Genomic DNA, 20,202 nt, shown 5'->3' with positions numbered 1-20,202 from the left:
GGCACCAAAAGAGGCACCAAAAGATTAATACATTTCGCATAGTTCTTTGTAGTTGCAGCGGTCGCATTTTGTGATGGTGTTGGTTTTGGGGAATGTGTTGAAATTCAAAGGCTGGTTGGCACTGATATCTTCCAGGTAACGTTGCATTTGGAGGACGCTCATGCCAAATAGTTCATGGACTTTTTCGAGATCGGTTTCTGTTAATTGATAGGTTTTGTGTGTACCGGTTAAGAGGTATTCATTCCGGATGACAATTTCTTCAATGGATGTTACCTTTAACACCCTCTTCAAATAAAGGGCATACAGTGCTAGTTGGTGCCGATCCTCAAAGGATTCTTTTCCAGTCTTCCAATCGACGATTATCCACTTTCCCGCTTCCATATCACGATACAGAAAATCCATGACGATAAAGATCTTAACTCCGTCAATAAACATAAACCGAAAACGCTCGGCCTCCACAAATTGCATTTCCTTCTTCTCTTTCACATCCGTAAAGGTTTTACTTGTTAAAAAATTCCCCATACTGACGTTTAGTCGTTTCTGAATTTCATCTACTTTATCTTGAGGCAGCTCGCCATTGTAGTAAATTTCATGAAGCATTTGGAAATGGTTTGGCCTTTCGCGCCAAAGATCAGCCCGGACCTTGGAATCCTTAAAAGCAGAATTAAGCGTGCTTCGGAGGCGCTGATTCAATTCGGCTTCTCCAGGAATAAAACCTGTGTTTATATAGTTTCCAATTACAGATAGAATGAGGTCATGGACGGCGCTTCCAAAGAGAATCTCTAAATTTGTCATTTTCTTAAAGCGATAGGCATCTCTTGCGAGAATATTGGAATCCCTAAGCCAGCCATTATGGCTGATATAGTATTCGTAAGCGTACTTTCTCGGACACTCCATAAGCGTTTTGTGGCGCGAAAGTGACCAGGAAAATTCCGGATAGGGCTTTATTTCATACATATTAGTTATCCCCTATGAAAAATATATTTTGTGAATAAAAGGTATATTTATTATACAATATGGTTCGAAGTGCCCCCGAAGATATTAGTGTTATAGCTGTAATCGACAGAAAATCCCTCAATTTCATAAGAAAGAGGGATTAAGTCTTTTTAGCTATACACAACCATACCGTCATCTTCTAGTATAAAATTGGTATCATCAAGCTGATTAATCATGGCTATAAACGGTTCGACGAATTGGGGGTCAAATTGTTTTCCTGAACAGTCCCTTAACTCGACAATCGCTTCCTTGAATGTTTTGGTTTTTTGATACGGCCGTTCGGTGGTCATTGCATCAAATGAGTCAATGACACAAAGGATTCGTGCAAGTTTAGGAATTGATTTTCCTTTTAAACCATATGGATAGCCATTTCCGTCAAAGCGTTCATGATGAAGCTCAACTAATGGAATCAAGTCTTCTAATTTTTTATTGGTCGAAATGATTTCTTTGCCCCAAGTTACATGCTTTTTCATCATTTCCCATTCATGCGGCTCAAGCTTTCCCTTTTTATTTAAAATATCCCGAGGGATTTCAATTTTTCCAATGTCATGGATTAAGGCGCCAAGAATCAACGTCTTTCGTTCATAGTCACTTAAGGATAACAACCTTGAAAAATCTAAGGCATATTGATAAACACGCTTACTATGCCGGTATGTATAAACATCCTTTGAAAGAAAGATTCGCAATTGCTGTTCTGCCTCTTCCAATTCTTTCTCTAAGGAGAGAGAACGTTGTGCTGAGTATTCGGAATACTGATTATAAATTTGAACAAGGTTTTTTCCTTGATCTTTAGCAGCGTACATTGCTTGATCGGCCTTGTTTAGAAGTTCAGAGGTGTTATAGGTTTCTTTTTCGCATTCTGCAATACCTGCTGAAAAAGATAAGCAGCCATAGGGGAGACGTTCTACTCCTTTATAATAAGTGTCGTTAGTTTTCTTCCGTAATTCATTCATAAATAAATGGGCTTTCTGACGGGTTGTATTAGGCATGATAATCGAAAATTCTTCGCCGCCATAGCGGGCCACTATGAAATTTTCCGGTTCAGCTGCAGTTTTAATCAGTGATCCGAATTCCTGGAGAAGGTGATCACCTTGAATATGTCCATATAAATCGTTATATTTTTTAAAATCATCGATATCAAGAAGAACTACACAAAGTGGTTGATCGTTCTCTTTTGCAGCTGTAACTTCTTTTTCTAAGATTTCTTTAAAGTATCCATGATTATTTAGGCCGGTTAAAAAGTCTTTGTTTGCTTTTTCATAAATCTCCTTAAATAAATGAAAATGTTGCTTAAATGCTAGTGAAAGTAAAAAGGCTATACAGGTAAAAAGAAAAAGACCAAATAATCTTTCCGCTTTCATTAATATCACTAGTACTAATGAAAGCATGAGGGTACTCATATAAGGGGAAAGTGCTTCTTTAATAAGTTCTTTAAAAACACTTTCAAAGCTTTCAGCAGCTGCGAGTATAAAGAATAATCCGACAAAAATGACATTCATAGCAAAGTAAGTGATTAAGGAAATTAAATAAGGAATGAAGTTATTAATATCGATGCTGCCAATGGTACCACCAGTTAAATTGAATACATAATAAGAACTAACAATCATTAAGATATAGCTGGAGAAATTAAAAATATGTTTCCACCAGACTATTTTTCGTTGTGTAACCGCAAATAAAATTGAATTAATTAGCAGAACCGCCAATGTTATATCCAGCCCATATAAAAAAAGGCTTGCAAGGAATATTGATGAATCCATGGAAAGGGAGTTGCCCTTTGGGGGAAGAAGTATAGGATAATGATTTAATAGTAAGATGGCTCCAGCCAAAGCTATAATGATAACCCATTCGATATTTGAATGAATATTAAAATCATATAATGCAATGAAAGTTAAGAAACCTAACACTGATACGAGAAAAAGGTATTTATTGGTAATTGTCTTTGAAAACTGCATTATTTCATCACTCTCATAATAAGATTGGAGAAAGTGAAAAATTAACTTCCTCCATTTTAATACAACTTAATGATTATACTAGTCTAAATCCAGATGTTAATGCAACAATAACAGATCCAATAATAACTGCATTGTAAAGAATACCAGTTAATTTTAGGCCTTGTTTTTGGTCTTTTCTCATCTTTCTTCACCTCCCTTAAATGAAAGGGAAGCTACATCGCCATTTTTAGCCAAGGGGTGCTTAACCATTAAATATTGGATAAAAAAGAAGATTCCGATATTCATAATGATATCGCCGATACTTATGATTTGTGTACGCGGATAAGGATCAGAAATTGGAATCACGTCACCCAAAAATCCTAAATGTGTTGTAGAGGTTAACATTGCATGTTTTGCATATAAACTCTCTTTTAGAGCTTCGATATACCCAGGGTCTAAAACTGCCGCAGCCTCTACCGAAACAGGCATTCTTCCACCATTTAGTACCATGACTATAAAATTCAGAAAAACCCCCACAAATATAAGGATAAATCCAGGATTGCTGCGATTTAGAAATAAAAATAGAAGTCCAATGATATAAACAATGATGTAAATAGAACCGCTCAATTTTCCTAAAAATTCACTATCGTTTTGAAGCATAAAAACAGCTAATTGGACGATCAGTAACAGCGGGAACACCCAACCCCACTTTAGTTTCAACTGAGAGAAGGCCCTTAAGTTACCTTTCCTGAGTATTCCTACAATAAATGAAATGATTATGCCATCAAATACCATTAGTTGTACCTGCCTATGATAGAGTATAAATCTAATAAAAATGAAGATTTTGTAAAGGGTAAATATTTCCACAATATCAATAATATTGGTGAAATTTGTCGAAAGCAAGTATAAATTGTGAATTTATTTTGTATTTTTGCAAAAAGGAGGGGATTAATCAACAAATAAAAACGGAGAGCCTCTAATAGTAGAATGCTCTCCGTCACCATGTTAAAAAGTCTTATATAATAATTATTTGGTATTTACTTGCTGTGTCGTGGAACTGAAAAAGGTTCCAAACAATTAAATTCGTTTGAAACCTTTTTTCGTTATTGCTTCACAAATCCTTGATTACCATAGGCATATGTTTCAGATTGCCCGTTTTCGCCAAGGAAGGTTAACGTATTATCGACTAATTTAGCATCAGACATCCCTTTTATAGCTAGGTCTACCCGTAGACCTATACTTTCATTTTCGGAAGCCGGACTGTACACCCATACAAACGATTCAAAGGTTTCACTAAGTGCCATAATGACAATCTCTGAAGTACCATTCTTATCAAAATCGTACTCTACATGATATAGGGTAAACCCTTCTTTTAATACACCCTTATCATCAAATGGTGATACCACAGAATCAATCACCAAATCAATGGGGGTTTCAATATTTTGGCTGTCGGTTAAAACTAGGCTTTTACCTCCTGTTGGATTTGCTTGTCCAAAGCTCATTTGCTGTTGTTGTCCATTTACAGTGAAAACAAAAGCTTTTTCAGCTTCCCATCGTTTAAAAGGGTCTAATTGGGTACCCTCTTTTTCTACTACTGCAGTTGTACTAGATTTTGACGCAACCGCCTTTTCTTTTTTACCTGCGAGGAGGTCATACCCCAAATAAAGACCGCTTCCAACAACTAGGGTGATAAGCAGACCAATCGATAAATTTATTCCACGCCTTTTAAAGAACTTAACGACTGGACTGGATGTTTCATTTTGGACTTCTTTCACCAATTTTCTAAAGCTGTCAGATGAAATCTGTTGTAGTTCTTTTCTAGACGATTTATTTTTCCAAATCGATCTTGGATGAGATTTCAAATAAACCTTCATGGCACGATGGTAGTGATGATCCAATTGGAGGTTTTTGGCTGTCCACTTAATAAAAGATAACATCAGTTTTTCATCCACATTTTTACTCAAAAAAGCAAATAGTTGTGGATAATGATAACTTCCATCCTTATCTTCAAATGCAGCCAATAAATGCTGGAAATAGTCTTTAGAAAGATTACTACGTAACACATTTTTTAATACCTCACGAAGCTCTTCACGGATAGAAGGTGATAACTCCTGAAGAATCAATGCGGCAGAAACTCCTGGTGTGTGAAAAAGCTTATGAAGGGCCATCATGCTCTTGTATGTATTGATTAGTGATTTATCCTTAAGTTCTTTCTCGTTAAGCTTCCCTGTTGTGATCCTCCCGAATATCTCAATATCCTCGAGGGTAATTTTCTGTAAATCAAGCTTACCTAATAGTGCAATTTCCGAGTATACCATCATCATTGCTTGTAATTTTGTCGTATCAACTTCTGGGTTGGTCACCTTAAAGGACCTAACCGTGCTGGCTGCCTTAAAAGTATCAGAAGAATCGCCAACAGCATTTGCCGTCTTTTGGATCGCTAGTATCCGAAAACAGCGATTCTTGAGTAAATAAGGGGAAGTTTCAAGTAGTTTAGTAATCTCGTTTAGAATGTCCTCAACACTAGAGAAGTTGAACTTTTTATTAAGATATAACTTTAAAAAATCCGTGTAGTCTTGATTTTGATTAATAAACTTTACTACTGATTTGTAGGTAACAGGATTTTTCTCAATCATTTTCCATAATTCATGAAAGAAAGCATGATTCTGATAAAATTCGAGAGTGTTCACAATAAAAGCGAGTTCTTCTTCTTTAAGGTCAATCTGGTTAGATTCGGACACAGTTTTAAAAAATTCAATTCCATATTCATTTTTATTTTTCTGATAAAAATCATCAAATCCGCTAAGTTCTAGTGTATAAACCTGCTGGCCAATATTCTTCCCACTCACTTCTCATGTCTCCCTTGTCAGTTTCTACTATTAATATGGTTAATTTATGTATTCATCTTTTATGAGAAATTTACTAATGGAAATGGACACTGGACTAAAGAAAAAGACCCCATACCGGTCTTCTTATTTTTCATTTTTTGAAATTGGTATAAATTTATTGAAGAACCCAATGCAGGTAACTTGACCCAAGCCAATCTCGGAAAAATCGGTTTTATAGACTGAAAAAATGAAGTAATCTGATTCGGTTGTTCCCATATCAAAAACCTTTTCCCCTGCTAATGATAGAATCCCCTTTTCTACTATGTTGGAAGATTGATCCATTGCTTCGTGTGTAATCCATTCTATGTATGCTGAACGCCCAGGGTTTGTCTCTGATAATACAAATACAATAACTATCAAAAGAATAATAGAAATGATCCGTTTCAACTTTTCAACCCCTATTCTAAAAATTGTAAATGTTTACATAAATTAAGTATAAATGGCAGAGGTATGATTGTAAATACAAATTGGGGAGATAGTCCTTGGTGCTAATTCGCTGGCAATATGATAAGTTAGAACTAATTAACGTTAAGGGAGATAGGTCCGTGTCAAGAATATTGAAATGGGTTGTTGCCTGCTTATTTTTTCTACTGCTATTAAATGGATTTGGTATTTTTGCCGTACAGCTTTTAGGAAAGTAAGAGAATAATAGAGTTGCAGCAGTATTCAAAAGGGCAGGGAATGATTTTGATGACTACTAATTTAACAGAGCCTGTTTCGAAAAGGCTTTTGCTTGCATTACTGATTATTACTATAGGGGTTGAATTTGTCCTTTATTTAAGTGGATACAGCCAATTAGCTGGCACCGTATACGATGCGATTATGGTATCTTCTTTTTTTATCGGATTGAAACTTCACCGCAGATTAAGTAAAGGAATTCAAAAAACAAAGATACAGCTCATCCGCCAATTTATCAGTGCGTTCTTGTTCTTTATTCTTGGCAGTACCTTAATTAATATTTATTCGTCTTACGCTTTTAAGAACTTTAGTGATGATTATGAGCAATATGTCGATGATTATACGGAAGTGGTATCGTATGAAGAGGAAGTGTGGGTGCCTAGCGACCCCATTGAACCTGTAGACAAGGTCTGGGGAGTAATCGATAAAATTGATAGCGTGGGGTACGATATTTATACCGATATCCTTGCCGGTCTGGAAGAAGTTTGGCGACTTGCTTATATCATCCTAATCCTCCTTGTTTGTAAAAAAGCATTCCCGCGGCGTTGGGAAAAAGGGCAACGTGATAGTTTCGTGATGCTTGCGTTGTTTGTCACCTCCGTGCTGTTCGGTATTGATCATACCTTAAATTCAGTTCAATCATGGCAATATGAAATTGGAGCGATTGTCACCTTCGCTAATATGGGTTTATTATTTGGATTAATCTTATTGTGGACGAGAAATCTTTGGCTGACCGTCCTAGTTCATTCTATATATGATATTATGGCAACCATGTCCTGGTATTACTTTGAATATATTGTTGAAATTTCAGCATTAATCCTGTTGCCTATTTACCTATTGATCATGGCGATTGAAAAGAAACAACAGATGGAAAAGTCAATGGAGATTGTGGTGCCAGAAGAAATAGCCAAGTAATAGTGCTTTTAGAGATATATTTTGTTATTATGAAGATGTTTGCAATAGATCGTTCATTTGGAGGTTTTTATGAAGAACCAATTAAAGGTAATGACTGTATTTGGGACCAGACCAGAAGCTATCAAAATGGCTCCTCTTGTAAAAGAATTAGCGAAATATAATGAAAAAATCAATTCAATAGTGACCGTTACGGCGCAACATAGAGAAATGCTAGATCAAGTGTTGAAAATTTTCGAAATTGAACCAGATTACGATTTAAATATCATGAAAGACCGCCAATCCTTAATTGATGTAACTACCCGATGCTTAGAAGGTTTAAATAAAGTATTTCAGGAAGTAAAGCCTGATATCGTTTTAGTTCATGGTGATACATCTACTACGTTTGTAGCTAGCTTGGCTGCATTTTATAATTCTATTCCAATTGGGCATGTCGAAGCGGGTCTTCGGACAGGGAATAAATATTCTCCTTATCCCGAAGAGATGAACAGACAGCTGACAGGAGTATTAGCGGATTTGCATTTTTCGCCAACGAGCCAATCGAAAGAAAATCTTCTAATTGAAAATAAGAAGGAAGAATCAATATTTGTTACAGGAAACACTGCTATTGATGCACTAAAAACAACTGTTAAAACGCATTATTCTCACCCTGTATTGGATAAACTTGATAAAGACCGATTAGTGTTGATGACAGCACATCGTAGAGAAAATCTAGGAAAACCAATGGAGAATATGTTTAGCGCAATTAGAAGATTAGTGGAAAAACACGAGGATATCCAAGTAGTTTATCCCGTCCATATGAATCCGGTTGTTCGAGAGATTGCTAACCGAGTATTGGGAGACAATAATCGTATTCACTTAATTGAACCGTTAGATGTCATCGATTTTCACAATTTTGCCTCTAGAGCCTATTTGATTTTAACTGATTCTGGCGGTGTTCAAGAGGAAGCTCCGTCTTTAGGGGTTCCGGTACTTGTTTTAAGAGATACAACGGAGAGGCCTGAAGGAGTTACAGCCGGTACCTTAAAGCTTGCTGGAACAGATGAGGAAACAATTTACCAGCTTGCAGATGAACTTCTGTCGGATGGAGCGGCACATGATCTGATGGCGAAAGCATCCAACCCTTATGGGGATGGACTAGCTTCCAAGAGGATTGTTGAAGCTATTCTTTACCACTTTAATCGAACGGATGAAAAACCAATCAACTTTGGAGATTAGTAAAGAGTAATAATAATGTAAATAGGAACCCTTGTCTAAGTGCTAGTGGCAAGGGTTTTTCATACATAAATTGGCCTATACATTGTATTATATAAATAATTTTGAGTAATTGATGTATATTACTCTATATATGATTAAGAAATATTGTTAATAAAGAAATTTGTTTACTTATATTACCCTAAAAAGGAAACATTAAATAATAAACCAAGCGAGTTGGTCCCACATCTTAGTATTTTTAAAACTATGGAATAATTGTTTTGTGTTATTATTGGTTTGAAAATTAAAAGATATCCCGTTAGAAATAATTAATAACAACCTTTTGGATTGTTTCAAAAGGAGGAAAGGTTAGAATTAAATATGAAAACTGTAAAAAAGGCTATTATACCAGCAGCAGGACTTGGAACAAGATTTTTACCAGCTACAAAGGCAATGCCGAAAGAAATGTTACCAATAGTTGATAAACCAACCATTCAATATATTATTGAAGAGGCGATTGAATCAGGCATTGAAGACATAATTATTGTAACAGGAAAAGGGAAAAGGGCTATTGAGGATCATTTTGATAATGCATTTGAACTTGAACAAACGTTATTTAACAAAGAAAAATTCGAATTATTAGAAGAGGTTCAAAAAGCATCAAAAATGGTTGATATACACTATATTAGACAAAAAGAACCTAAAGGACTAGGGCACGCTGTCTGGTGTGCACGTAAGTTCATTGGAAATGAACCGTTTGCGGTTTTACTAGGTGACGATATCGTACAAGCAGAAACCCCTTGCTTGAAACAGCTAATTAATGAGTTTGACAGAACTCATTCTTCGGTAATTGGGGTAAAGCGGGTTCCTGAAGATGAAACACATAGGTACGGAATTATAGACCCATATGAGCAGTTTGGTCGCTCATTTCAGGTTCGGAATTTTATCGAAAAACCGGAAAAGGGCACAGCCCCATCTGAATTAGCGATTATTGGAAGGTATATTTTCACGCCAGAAATTTTCTTGTTTCTAGATAAACAAGAAATTGGGGCTGGTGGCGAGATTCAGCTAACAGATGCTATTCAAAAGTTAAACGAAATCCAGCGTGTTTTTGCCTATGAGTTTGAAGGAAAGAGATACGACGTAGGGGAAAAGCTAGGGTTTATTGAAACCACTATTGAATTTGCTCTTCAAAGGGAAGAGTTACGAGATGATTTACTAAAATTTATGGCACAGAAGTTAGAAAATTAATTATCCAAAAGGATTTATCATATTATTAAAACCAAACTAGAGGGAATTTGATCCTCCGTAATATTAATAACAGGCCTAAGTCGAATATTTTGCAAACATACATGAAGAGAAATTGTGTAAAACTTAGTATAGACAGCAGAAGAGAAAATTGAGGAAATGTGTCGCTACTCTTTGAAATGGCAAAATTAGAATCCCAATGGTATGAGGTTTAAAGAAAATAAATAAAAAACAGTATTAATAATGAATAACAGGCTACTAAATGGTGGCCTTTTTTTTTTCATAGAAAGTCAAAAACCTGCAAAATTCAAAAAAACATTCTAAACTTTGTAAAAAAATAGTATTATATGGATATGGTTGGGCCATCTATATTACATATTTATGTCTAATTAATAGGTACATTTTCGTAGAAATATAAGATTAAGAGGGAGGAAATAGTATTATCTATTAATTATTCAAGTGTAAAGATATATATTATATGGGGGAAATATATGATAACTCTTTGTAAGAAGTATTTAAGTATTTTTATAGTATTTTTACTTATCTTTTCAAATTTTAATGGAATCATAGTAAATGCAGCAGAGGAAGAAGTAATCGATAATGCCCCACCTGTGCTACATAATGTAGCCATTGATAAGGTGCAAGTCCAACCGAATGAACAGGTAACTGTAAGTTTAGATGTAACAGATGAAAACTCAGGTGTGAAAGAAGTAATTGTAACTTATCAACATGAAGAGATGGGAGTTATGACAGAAAATGCTGTCTATAATGAGGAAACTGGAACATATAATGCAAAGTTTCCGATAACTTTAGAGACAAGACCAGGGAAATGGCTAATACCTTATATTGTGGTTATTGACCAAAATGATAATTCAAATACCTATTATTACGCTGATAATCAGTATTTTGACAATGCTGTATTTACAGTCATTAATGATGCTTTTTTTGATGAAACAGCCCCCGAAGTAAATAGTATTTCCGTTGATAAACAGGAAGTAAAGTTCGGAGAGGAAGTAAAAATTCGATTAGATGTAACAGATAAAGGGTCTGGTGTGGATAGTGTTTCTGTTGAAATTCAAAATGAAAATTACGGGTATATGCAAAAAGAGGCAATCTACAATCCCGAAATAGAAAAATATGAAGTGAAAATTCCTATTGAATATACAATAGAGACTGGAAAATGGAGAGTATACTCAGTTTATGTAAGTGATAAGCAAAATAATTGGAATGGTTACAATGAGGGCTCTAGCCCCGAGTTAGATTTTAATAGCAGTGAATTTTTAGTATTAGCGGATGGAAAAGATGAAAGTGCACCATTAGTGAATAGTATTTCAGTAGATAAGCAAGAAGTAAACTTAGGTGAAGAAGTAACGGTTAGTTTGGATGTTTCCGATAATCAATCTGGGGTTGCTGAAGTGAAACTCACCTATCAAACTACAAATGGTAACTTTCAAGAGGTCGCAAATTTTAATCCTGTAACAGGAAAATATGAATCGAAAATTACAGTAACAGATAATACAAGACCTGGGATATGGGAGATTATAGAAATATATGTTCGAGATAAAGTGTACAATGACAAATGGCTTCATCAGGAGGAAGGAATAGACTTTAGCAGTGGGAATTTCACAGTTATCAACGAAAATGCTGACGTCGCTCCTCCAACCATTCAGGGAATTTCGGTTGATAAAACAGAAGCACACCCTGGTGATACAGTCTACGTTAGTATAGATGCTGTTGATGATCAATCAGGTATCGAAACCATAGAGGTTAATTACAATGGTGAAAAGGGCGGATATGAAGAGGTAAAAGTAAACTTTAATTCAGATACACAAAAATATGAAGGACATTTAACTATTAATGATGAAACCCGACCAGGATTGTGGGGTATATCTTCCATCTATGTTGTAGACAAGGAATATAACCGTACTTGGTACTATAACAATGAAGAAACTAATCTAAGTGGCGGTAATTTCACGGTTATTAATGAAAATGCTGATGTCTCACCCCCAACCATTCAGGGAGTTTCGGTTGATAAAACAAAAGCAAATCCAGGGGAAACTGTGACAGTTAGTATTGATGCCATAGACGATAATTCAGGCATTAATTATATTTCTGTGTACTTTAAAACAGGTGATAGGTATATGAATCAAGTAATTGTGCCTGTCTATAATCCTGTAACGGAAAAATATGAAGTCAAATTAGCCATTGATGATACCTCAAGACCTGGAATCTGGGGTATCTCATATATCTATATGAGGGATAATGATTATAATGGTACTAGTATTTATAGTGATGAGTTAAGTAGTGCGAATTTTACCGTTATTAATGAAAATGTAGATATAACACCACCAAAGGTCCAAATGGTTTCTGTAGACAATAAAGAAGCTATACCCGGTGATGAAGTTACGGTAACCATTGATGCAACGGATGAAAAGTCTGAGATAAACCGAGTCAGTGTGTCCTATAAAAACACCTATGGCGGAAACATGTCGACGGAAGCATTATTTAATGAAACATCCAAAAAATATGAAGCAAAATTGAATATTACCGATGCAACAAAACCGGGAACTTGGAGTATTGAAGGAATTTCCGTTCAAGATACAGAATGGAATAATAAATACTACCATAACGGTTCTGATGGTAATGACTTTAGTGATGCTAATTTTACCGTCATCAATGAAAGTGCAGATATAACCCCACCAACAGTCCAAATGGTTTCTATAAACAAGAAAGAAGCTATACCTGGTGATGAAGTTACGGTAACCATTGATGCAATAGATGAAAAGTCTGGGATAAATCAGGTTGAAGTGTATTACAGGAACTCTCTTGGCGGTTACATGTCTTCGGTTACTGAATTTAATGAAACGTCCCAAAAATATGAAGCAAAACTGAATATTACCAATACTACAAAACCGGGAACGTGGAGTATCGAAGGGATTTACGTTCAAGATACAGAGTGGAATAGTAAATACTACGATAACGGGTCTGATAGTAATGACTTTAGTAATGCTGATTTTACCGTCATCAATGAGAATGCAGATATAACCCCACCAACAGTCCAAATGGTTTCTGTAGACAAGAAAGAAGCTATACCTGGTGACAAAGTTACGGTAACTATTGATGCAGCCGATGAAAAGTCTGAGATAAACCGAGTCAGTGTGTATTATAAAAATGCCCATGGCGGATACATGTCGACGGATGCATCATTTAATGAAACGTCCCAAAAATATGAAGCAATATTGAATATTACCGATACTACAAAACCCGGATCGTGGAGTATCGATGGGATTTCTGTTCAAGATACAGCGTGGAATTATAAATACTACGATAACGGATCTGATAGTAATGACTTTAGTAATGCTAATTTTACCGTCATCAATGAGAATGCAGATATAGCCCCACCAAAAGTCAAAATGGTTTCTGTAGACAAGAAAGAAGCTATTCCAGGTGATGAAGTTACAGTAACCATTGCTGCAATAGATGAAAAGTCCGGGATAAACCGAGTTAATGTGGATTATAGAAACTCTTATGGCGGATACATGTCGACGGCTGCTGCATATAATGAAACGTCCCAAAAATATGAAGCAAAATTGAATATTACCGACACTACAAAACCGGGTTTATGGAGTATTGAAGGAATTTACGTTGAAGATTCAGAGTGGAATAGTAAATACTACAGTAAATGGTCTGATGGTAATGACTTTAGTTACGGAGATTTTACCGTCATCAATGAAAACGCAGATATAACTCCACCAACAATCCAAGTGGTTTCTGTAGATAAGAAAGAAGCTATTCCAGGTGATGAAGTTACAGTAACCATTGCTGCAATTGATGAAAAATCTGGGATAAACCGAGTTAATGTGGATTATAGAAACTCTTATGGCGGATACATGTCGACGGCTGCTGTATATAATGAAACGTTTCAAAAATATGAAGCAAAATTGAATATTACTGACACTACAAAGCCGGGTTTATGGAGTATCGAAGGGATTTACGTTCAAGATACAGAGTGGAACAGTAAATACTACAATAAATGGTCTGATGATAATGACTTTAGTAATGGGGATTTTTCCGTAATTAATGAAAAAATTGATATTACTCCACCAATTATAAAAAGCGTTACTGTGGATAAAAAAGAAGTTCAGCCAGGTGAAAAAGTAAAAGTGAGTTTTGAGGCTGAAGATGACAAATCTGAAATTCAGAACCTTGAACTGTACTACAGAATTCCTAATCAATCAGAGAAGCATGTTACGGCAAGCTTAAATCCAAGCACAGGAAGATATGAGGCCGAAATTACATTTGGAGAATTTTCTCAATCTGGAAACTGGAAAATAAGTTATATTCATATCAGTGACGTTATGGGCAATGAAAGATATTTATTAAATCAACTCTTTGGTTATCCAGGTGCTGAAATGATGAATTTAAGTGGTGGAGACTTTCATGTAACAAACATAAATGAGGATGTCACTGTGCCAGATGTAATAAGTGTAGAAGTTAATAAAAATCAGTTTGTACCTGGTGACATAGCAACGGTCGAATTAGGTGTCATTGATTCTCAGTCCGGAGTGGCATTTGTAGAGGTACATTTTTCGGGTTCTAACTCAGGGTATATAAGTGAAGAGGCTATTTATAATAGTTTAACCCAAAAATACGAGGCTAAAATACTAATAGATCAATATACAAGGCCAGGAACATGGAGTGTAGATGGTATTAGAGTAATTGATAAAGAAGAAAATCAGGAATATCTATCCAGTCAAGAGTTTGATTTTACTAGTGGTAAATTCACTGTAGTTAATGAAAACCCTGATTTTATGCCCCCAGTCTTCCATGCCATTTCAGTTGATAAAAAGGAAGTACAACCGGGTGGTGAAGTAACAATCAGTTTAGATGTAACAGATGAGCAATCATCAGTCAGTTATGTATATGTAAGATTAATTAATGAGTATGGAACTAGATTGTGGAAAGAGGCTGTCTTTAATACGCAAACGGATAAATTTGAGACCATGTTATCTATAACAGAAAAAACAAAACCAGGTATCTGGGAAGTAGAGTCCATTTCTGTATCAGATGATGATGGAAACAGCAAATACATTTACGATGGATTAGATACAAATTTATCAAATGGAAGTTTTAATGTTAACAACGATGAAGTTGATATAGCTGCACCAGTGTTCCATAGTATTTCAGTTGACAAGAAAGTGGTAAAGACCGGGGAAGAGGTTACAATCAGCGTGGAAGCCACAGACCAATCTGGAATAAGTGACCTTTTTATTGGACTCACAAATTCGGATGACAACTGGTATGCTGAATATAATCCAGACACCAAAAAGTACGAGATTAAATTTACTATTACTGAAGAGGATAAACCTGGAATTAGAAAGGTCCTTTTTCTAGGCATGACTGACCATGAAGACAACGAAGTTTTCTTTGTCAATGGAAAAGAAATAGATACAAGTAATGCAGATTTTACGGTAATTAATGATAGAGTTGACTATCAGTCACCAGTATTTAACGGTGTATCAGTTGATAAAAAGGTGGTCAAACCTGGTGAAAGTGTCACCCTTAGTCTAGATATTATCGATGCTCAATCCGATGTAAATTATGTTTATGTAGAAATGGAAGGGCAAAATGGAGAATATTTCAGACGAGGTGCAATCTTTAACGAAAAAACACGAAAGTATGAAGTAATGATGAAGGTTTCACCTCTGTTTAAACCTGGAGCCTGGAGGATTAGTTCCATCTTTATTTACAATAACGTAGGGGTTAGACAAATAGTAGTTAACGGGAACAAGTATGATTTAAGTAATGGTGAGTTTAGTGTAAATAACAATATTCTGGATTCAACTCCACCTAATAAGCCAATTGTAGATGATGTATCGGATCAGACTGTAAGTGTTACTGGTCGAAGTGAAGCTAAAGCAAAGGTGATTGTTAAATCTGGGGACAAAGAATTAGGAAGTGTTACAGCTGATTTTGAAGGCCGATTTAAGGTACCAATTACCGCTCAAAAAGCAGCTACCGTACTAAATGTTTTTGCGGTCGATAGCTCTGAAAATATTTCTGATGGGACTTCAATAACCGTCAAGGATGTAACTGCTCCTGATGCACCAAAAGTGAACCCGATTACAGATAAATCTACAGAAGTAACTGGAACAACTGAAGCGGGTGCGGAGGTTCTGGTTAGCATAGGTACAAGCAAATATACCGGTGAAGTAGATGAAAATGGAAACTTTAAAATAGATATTCCAGTTCAAAAGGAACATACCACCGTAACCGTTAATGCGAAAGATTCGAGTGGTAACATAAGTAAAAGTACAGTGCTAACAGTACAGGATGGAACTGCACCAGAGGCTCCAACAGTTAATATGGTGTCAGACCAATCAACGGTGGTAACCGGAAAAACCGAGGTAGGTGCAACGGTATCGGTAGCCACTGGAACAACAAAATATACATCCCAACCTGCTAACGGAGACGGGGATTACAGTGTAACCATTCCTAAGCAAAAAGCAGGAACAGAATTAACCTTAACAGCAAAGGATGCAGCAGACAATGTCAGCCTAGGGAAAACGGTTATTGTGGTTGATAAAACTGCACCGGCAGCACCTACGGTTAGCACCGTTTCAGATCAAACTACAGTAGTAACAGGAAAAACGGAAGTGGGAGCAACGGTAACGGTAGCTATTGGAACAACAAAATACACATCCCAACCTGCAGGAAGCGAAGGGAATTACAGTGTAATCATTCCTAAGCAAAAAGCTGGAACAAAATTAACCGTATCATCGAAGGATATTGCAGGAAATGTCAGCACTGCAATAGTAGCGACAGTTGTTGATAAGACAGCCCCTGCCGTACCGACGGTTAACACGGTATCAGACCAAACGACAGTAGTGACTGGAAAAACGGAGGCAGGAGCAACTGTAACGGTAGCCATTGGAACAACAAAATACACATCCAAACCTGCAGGAAGCGAAGGAAATTACAGTGTAACCATTCCTAAGCAAAAAGCGGGAACAAAATTAACCGTAACATCGAAGGATATTGCAGGAAATGTCAGCACAGCAAAATCGGTAACTATGGTCGATAAGACAGCACCTATAGTACCGACGGTTAATACAATATCAGATCAAACAACAGTAGTAACTGGAAAAACCGAGGCGGGAGCCACTGTAACGGTAGTGATTGGAACTTCCAAATACACATCCAAAGCTGATAGTTATGGGACTTTCAAAGTAACAATCCCTAAACAAAAAGTAGGAACGAAGCTAACCGTAACATCGAAGGATATTGCAGGAAATGTCAGCACAGCAAAAGTAGCAACAGTTGTTGATAAGACAGCGCCTGCCGTACCGACGGTTAACACAGTGTCAGACCAAACAACAGTAGTGACAGGAAAATCTGAGAAAGGAGCAACGGTAACAGTATCCATTGGAACTTCCAACTACTCATCTAAAGCTGATAGTTATGGAACTTACAAAGTAACCATACCGAAACAAAAAGCGGGGACGAAGCTAACCATAACAGCTAAAGATGTTGCTGGAAATATTAGTACTACTAAAATTTTAACGGTAATTGATAAAACGGCACCTCTGGCTCCTAAGGTAAACACTGTAAAAAGCACAACAACTGCTGTAACCGGTACAGCAGAGAAAAACTCAACCATTATTATTAAAGTTGGGTCCACTACAATAGGAACAGCGACTACTAATGTGTATGGAAACTTTAAAGTAACCATTAAAGCGCAAAAGAGAAATACTGTTTTAAGTGTAACCGCTACAGATGCAGCTAAGAATGTAAGTGCAGCAACAACCATTAAGGTACAATAAAGGAAAAGTCCCTTTTGAAGGGGCTTTTCTTCTATTATTATTAATTTAATAAAAATTAAGAAAAATAACCCCCTTCCAGTTTGAAATGGATGGGGGTTTATCACTTTTTTGTTTAGTATACCTTCACAGACACCAATTTACTTTGATTTCCTGCTTTGTCCAGTACAGAAACCTCTAATAGGGACCCAGCTTTTTGTACTATTATTGCTGCATTGAAATTTCCGTATTGATTTGCAACTTGCTTACCAATCAAAGTAACTCCTTTATAAATATATACTGTTGCACCAGCTTCTGCTTTTCCGGTTACAGTGGAAGATTTGTACGTTACCTTGTTAACAACAGGGGGAGAAGGTGGAGTTTTATCTACCACCTTCAACGTGGTATGACTTTGATTTCCAACTTTGTCGCTAGCGTAAAATGTTAAGGATGTCCCCGCTTTTTGAGGTGTGTTGATTTTAATTAAGAAATACCCTGTGCTGCTAGCGTATCCTAGTCCTAATACTATTGTACCTTTTTTAATGATTACTTTTGCACCTGGCTCAGTTTTTCCAGTAATAATTGTTTGATTATCCCCAACAAAACTAACTGTTGGTATTGCAGGTGGGGTTTTATCAATCACAGTGACAGTTCTACCACTACTTGTGTACCCAGCCTTATCTTTTGCATAAACTGTCAGTTTAGTTCCAGCCTTTTGCTTTGGAATTTTAACTGAAAATGAGCCTGTACTATAGGTTGTTGCTTGTCCAATAACTGTCGAACCAGATTTCACTATTACATTTGCTCCGATTTCGGCTTTACCCGTAACACTTGTTTGATTATCCCCAACTTGATTAACAGTCGGGATTGAAGGAGCAACTGTATCTTTAACTGAAAGCGAAGTTGTGTTGCTCCTATTTCCAGTTGCGTCTTCAGCGTAAACAAGAAGGATGGTTCCTCCAATCTGTTTAGGAATTGTTACAGTGAATGTACCAGTATCCCCAGCTGTTGCACTGCCGAGAAGGGTAGTACTACGCTTAACATAAACCTTTGCACCTCGTTCAGTCACACCTGAGACCATAATATCTTTGTCGCTTACTGGGTTTATGGAAAAAATAGCAGGAGGAGTAGAATCTAAATCATCTGATAAAAAATTATAAGTAATAGAAGAGCCTTTATCATTTGGCTCCATAAATCCGATTTGTGGATCAATTTGTTTGATAACAGCTCCTCCGCCGTGTAGTTGAAGCCCTGATCCATTGTATAGCTTAGGTTTAATTCCATCAAACATTGATTCACCTTTAAAACCATATAATCCTGTCGTTTGTTTTAATAATAATGCACCTCTAAAAGATGTCATAAAACTTCCAAATGACATGGAAGGGCTAATATATTTTTTAAGCACTGCTTCGACAGCCTGATAATCATTATGGGTATTCGTTAGTATTTCTTTAAATATTTTGTCGCCTTGATTTGCCTGCAGCTTCACATATTGACTGAATAAATAGGAAAGAGAATAGTTTGCTAACACATCACCGTAATCATCCCAATACAATAAAGAGTGTCCATTTGTAATCGACTCTGAATAATTATAATAATCAATTCGGTCAGATAATACCTGTCCCGAATAAATATGCTCAGCAGCCATTGATAATGCTTCATCTAACCAGGTATCCATAGAATTGGTACTGCCTTCAATAAATACAGTTCGGTTAAAGTTCACCATATGCTGGAATTCATGAGCTAAGGTGGTATAGGCAGCCGTCACGTCCTTGGTTGTACCCATACCCATTGAAGGATAGGTATCGATGTAAAAAGTTTCAGATTTATTGGAGTTGTACTGAGAATATAAATCCCCACCCCAAAAATATCCACCAATATAGCCGCCGTTTCCATTAAAACCATCCAGGATATCGTAGCACAGAATGTTCACTTTTCCATTTCCATCTACATCCGACGAATTACCAAAGTTGGTTGTTACAACAGGGTTAATTTTATTATCAAATTCTCTGCCTAGTTTTTCAGCATCTAATGAAGTAATTTGATTATTATAGACCCATATATTTGACTTGGTACCGCTATAGAGTAATTTGGCGGAAATTTGAGAATCAGTATTTGAAACAAAATTTGTCACCCAGAAATATTTATTATCTCCGACTATATAGGCAGGCGCGGGTAAAAAATTTTTTTCAATTTTAAGATCCTTATATTTCTCAATATTAATTGGTTTGTTAACATCCATTTTATATGCTTTAGTGTTTAATTTTTTATGATAAGTAAAATTTTGATTATTTATGGTAAAAGTTCCTGTATAATTCATCCCACTCCCATTCGTTGACTCGTTATTAATAACCACAAAACCTCCGTCATCACTAGCTAGGTTTAATAGATTTTGAGGAGGTTCTTGACCAAAGGCAATGGAAGGAATAAGAAGTAGGATAATAGATAGAGTAGAACAAAAGAATCTGTTGAGTTTTTTCATGACATCACCTTTAGAAATTAATTTAAAATTAAAATTAGTAATTAAATAATTATATAAGGTTAGAAAAAAACAAA

At 36.2% G+C, this 20,202-nt stretch carries 10 protein-coding genes; 4 read left to right on the top strand and 6 right to left on the bottom strand.

Annotated features, from left to right (window positions below; genetic code table 11):
* Nucleotides 1-24: 24 nt before the first annotated feature.
* The 5 genes from J2Y03_RS19455 to J2Y03_RS19435 all read right to left on the bottom strand — a co-directional run bounded on the left by J2Y03_RS19455 (nt 25) and on the right by J2Y03_RS19435 (nt 6,202).
* The gene (locus tag J2Y03_RS19455; protein ID WP_310197048.1) at nt 25-957 is read right to left on the bottom strand and encodes a RecB family exonuclease; all 933 of its coding nucleotides are present in this window, start codon (nt 955-957) and stop codon (nt 25-27) included.
* A 149-nt stretch (nt 958-1,106) separates the two neighbouring features.
* Complete coding sequence (locus J2Y03_RS19450) at nt 1,107-2,948, bottom strand: bifunctional diguanylate cyclase/phosphohydrolase (protein WP_310197045.1); 1,842 nt, start codon at nt 2,946-2,948, stop codon at nt 1,107-1,109.
* A 177-nt stretch (nt 2,949-3,125) separates the two neighbouring features.
* Nucleotides 3,126-3,722: a DUF5317 domain-containing protein gene (locus J2Y03_RS19445; protein ID WP_310197042.1), complete on the bottom strand. Its 597-nt coding sequence runs from the start codon at nt 3,720-3,722 to the stop codon at nt 3,126-3,128.
* A 308-nt stretch (nt 3,723-4,030) separates the two neighbouring features.
* Entirely contained in the window at nt 4,031-5,776 is a 1,746-nt protein-coding gene (locus J2Y03_RS19440; protein ID WP_310197039.1) for a hypothetical protein, read from the bottom strand.
* A 123-nt stretch (nt 5,777-5,899) separates the two neighbouring features.
* Nucleotides 5,900-6,202: a hypothetical protein gene (locus tag J2Y03_RS19435; RefSeq protein WP_132091409.1), complete on the bottom strand. Its 303-nt coding sequence runs from the start codon at nt 6,200-6,202 to the stop codon at nt 5,900-5,902.
* A gap of 303 nt (nt 6,203-6,505) precedes the next feature.
* Here J2Y03_RS19435 and J2Y03_RS19430 point away from each other — a divergent pair, with 303 nt between their 5' ends.
* From J2Y03_RS19430 to J2Y03_RS19415, 4 genes are all read left to right on the top strand, one after another.
* A complete protein-coding gene (locus tag J2Y03_RS19430) occupies nt 6,506-7,408 on the top strand; it encodes a CPBP family intramembrane glutamic endopeptidase (protein WP_310197323.1) in 903 nt (300 codons plus the stop codon).
* Between the two features lie 69 nt (nt 7,409-7,477).
* Nucleotides 7,478-8,623 (top strand): non-hydrolyzing UDP-N-acetylglucosamine 2-epimerase, encoded by a 1,146-nt coding sequence (gene wecB / locus J2Y03_RS19425; protein ID WP_310197035.1) that lies wholly within the window; start codon nt 7,478-7,480, stop codon nt 8,621-8,623.
* A 357-nt stretch (nt 8,624-8,980) separates the two neighbouring features.
* Complete coding sequence (galU, locus tag J2Y03_RS19420; RefSeq protein ID WP_310197032.1) at nt 8,981-9,850, top strand: UTP--glucose-1-phosphate uridylyltransferase GalU; 870 nt, start codon at nt 8,981-8,983, stop codon at nt 9,848-9,850.
* 488 nt (nt 9,851-10,338) lie between these two features.
* Entirely contained in the window at nt 10,339-17,670 is a 7,332-nt protein-coding gene (locus tag J2Y03_RS19415; protein WP_310197029.1) for an Ig-like domain-containing protein, read from the top strand.
* 112 nt (nt 17,671-17,782) lie between these two features.
* Here J2Y03_RS19415 and J2Y03_RS19410 read toward each other — a convergent pair whose 3' ends face one another.
* Nucleotides 17,783-20,128, bottom strand: coding sequence for an Ig-like domain-containing protein (locus J2Y03_RS19410; RefSeq protein WP_310197027.1), 2,346 nt, complete (start codon nt 20,126-20,128; stop codon nt 17,783-17,785).
* Nucleotides 20,129-20,202: the final 74 nt, after the last annotated feature.

Source organism: Neobacillus niacini (assembly GCF_031457145.1).
Taxonomy (GTDB): domain Bacteria; phylum Bacillota; class Bacilli; order Bacillales; family Cytobacillaceae; genus Neobacillus; species Neobacillus niacini_J.
This window is presented reverse-complemented; position numbering and strand designations above follow the sequence as displayed.

Excerpts from the sequence above, each read along its gene's own strand:
- J2Y03_RS19455 (WP_310197048.1), bottom strand. The coding sequence starts at position 957 with ATGTATGAAATAAAGCCCTATCCGGAATTTTCCTGGTCACTTTCGCGC.
- J2Y03_RS19415 (WP_310197029.1), top strand. The coding sequence starts at position 10,339 with ATGATAACTCTTTGTAAGAAGTATTTAAGTATTTTTATAGTATTTTTA.
- J2Y03_RS19450 (WP_310197045.1), bottom strand. The coding sequence starts at position 2,948 with ATGCAGTTTTCAAAGACAATTACCAATAAATACCTTTTTCTCGTATCA.
- galU (WP_310197032.1), top strand. The coding sequence starts at position 8,981 with ATGAAAACTGTAAAAAAGGCTATTATACCAGCAGCAGGACTTGGAACA.
- J2Y03_RS19445 (WP_310197042.1), bottom strand. The coding sequence starts at position 3,722 with ATGGTATTTGATGGCATAATCATTTCATTTATTGTAGGAATACTCAGG.
- J2Y03_RS19410 (WP_310197027.1), bottom strand. The coding sequence starts at position 20,128 with ATGAAAAAACTCAACAGATTCTTTTGTTCTACTCTATCTATTATCCTA.
- wecB (WP_310197035.1), top strand. The coding sequence starts at position 7,478 with ATGAAGAACCAATTAAAGGTAATGACTGTATTTGGGACCAGACCAGAA.
- J2Y03_RS19430 (WP_310197323.1), top strand. The coding sequence starts at position 6,506 with ATGACTACTAATTTAACAGAGCCTGTTTCGAAAAGGCTTTTGCTTGCA.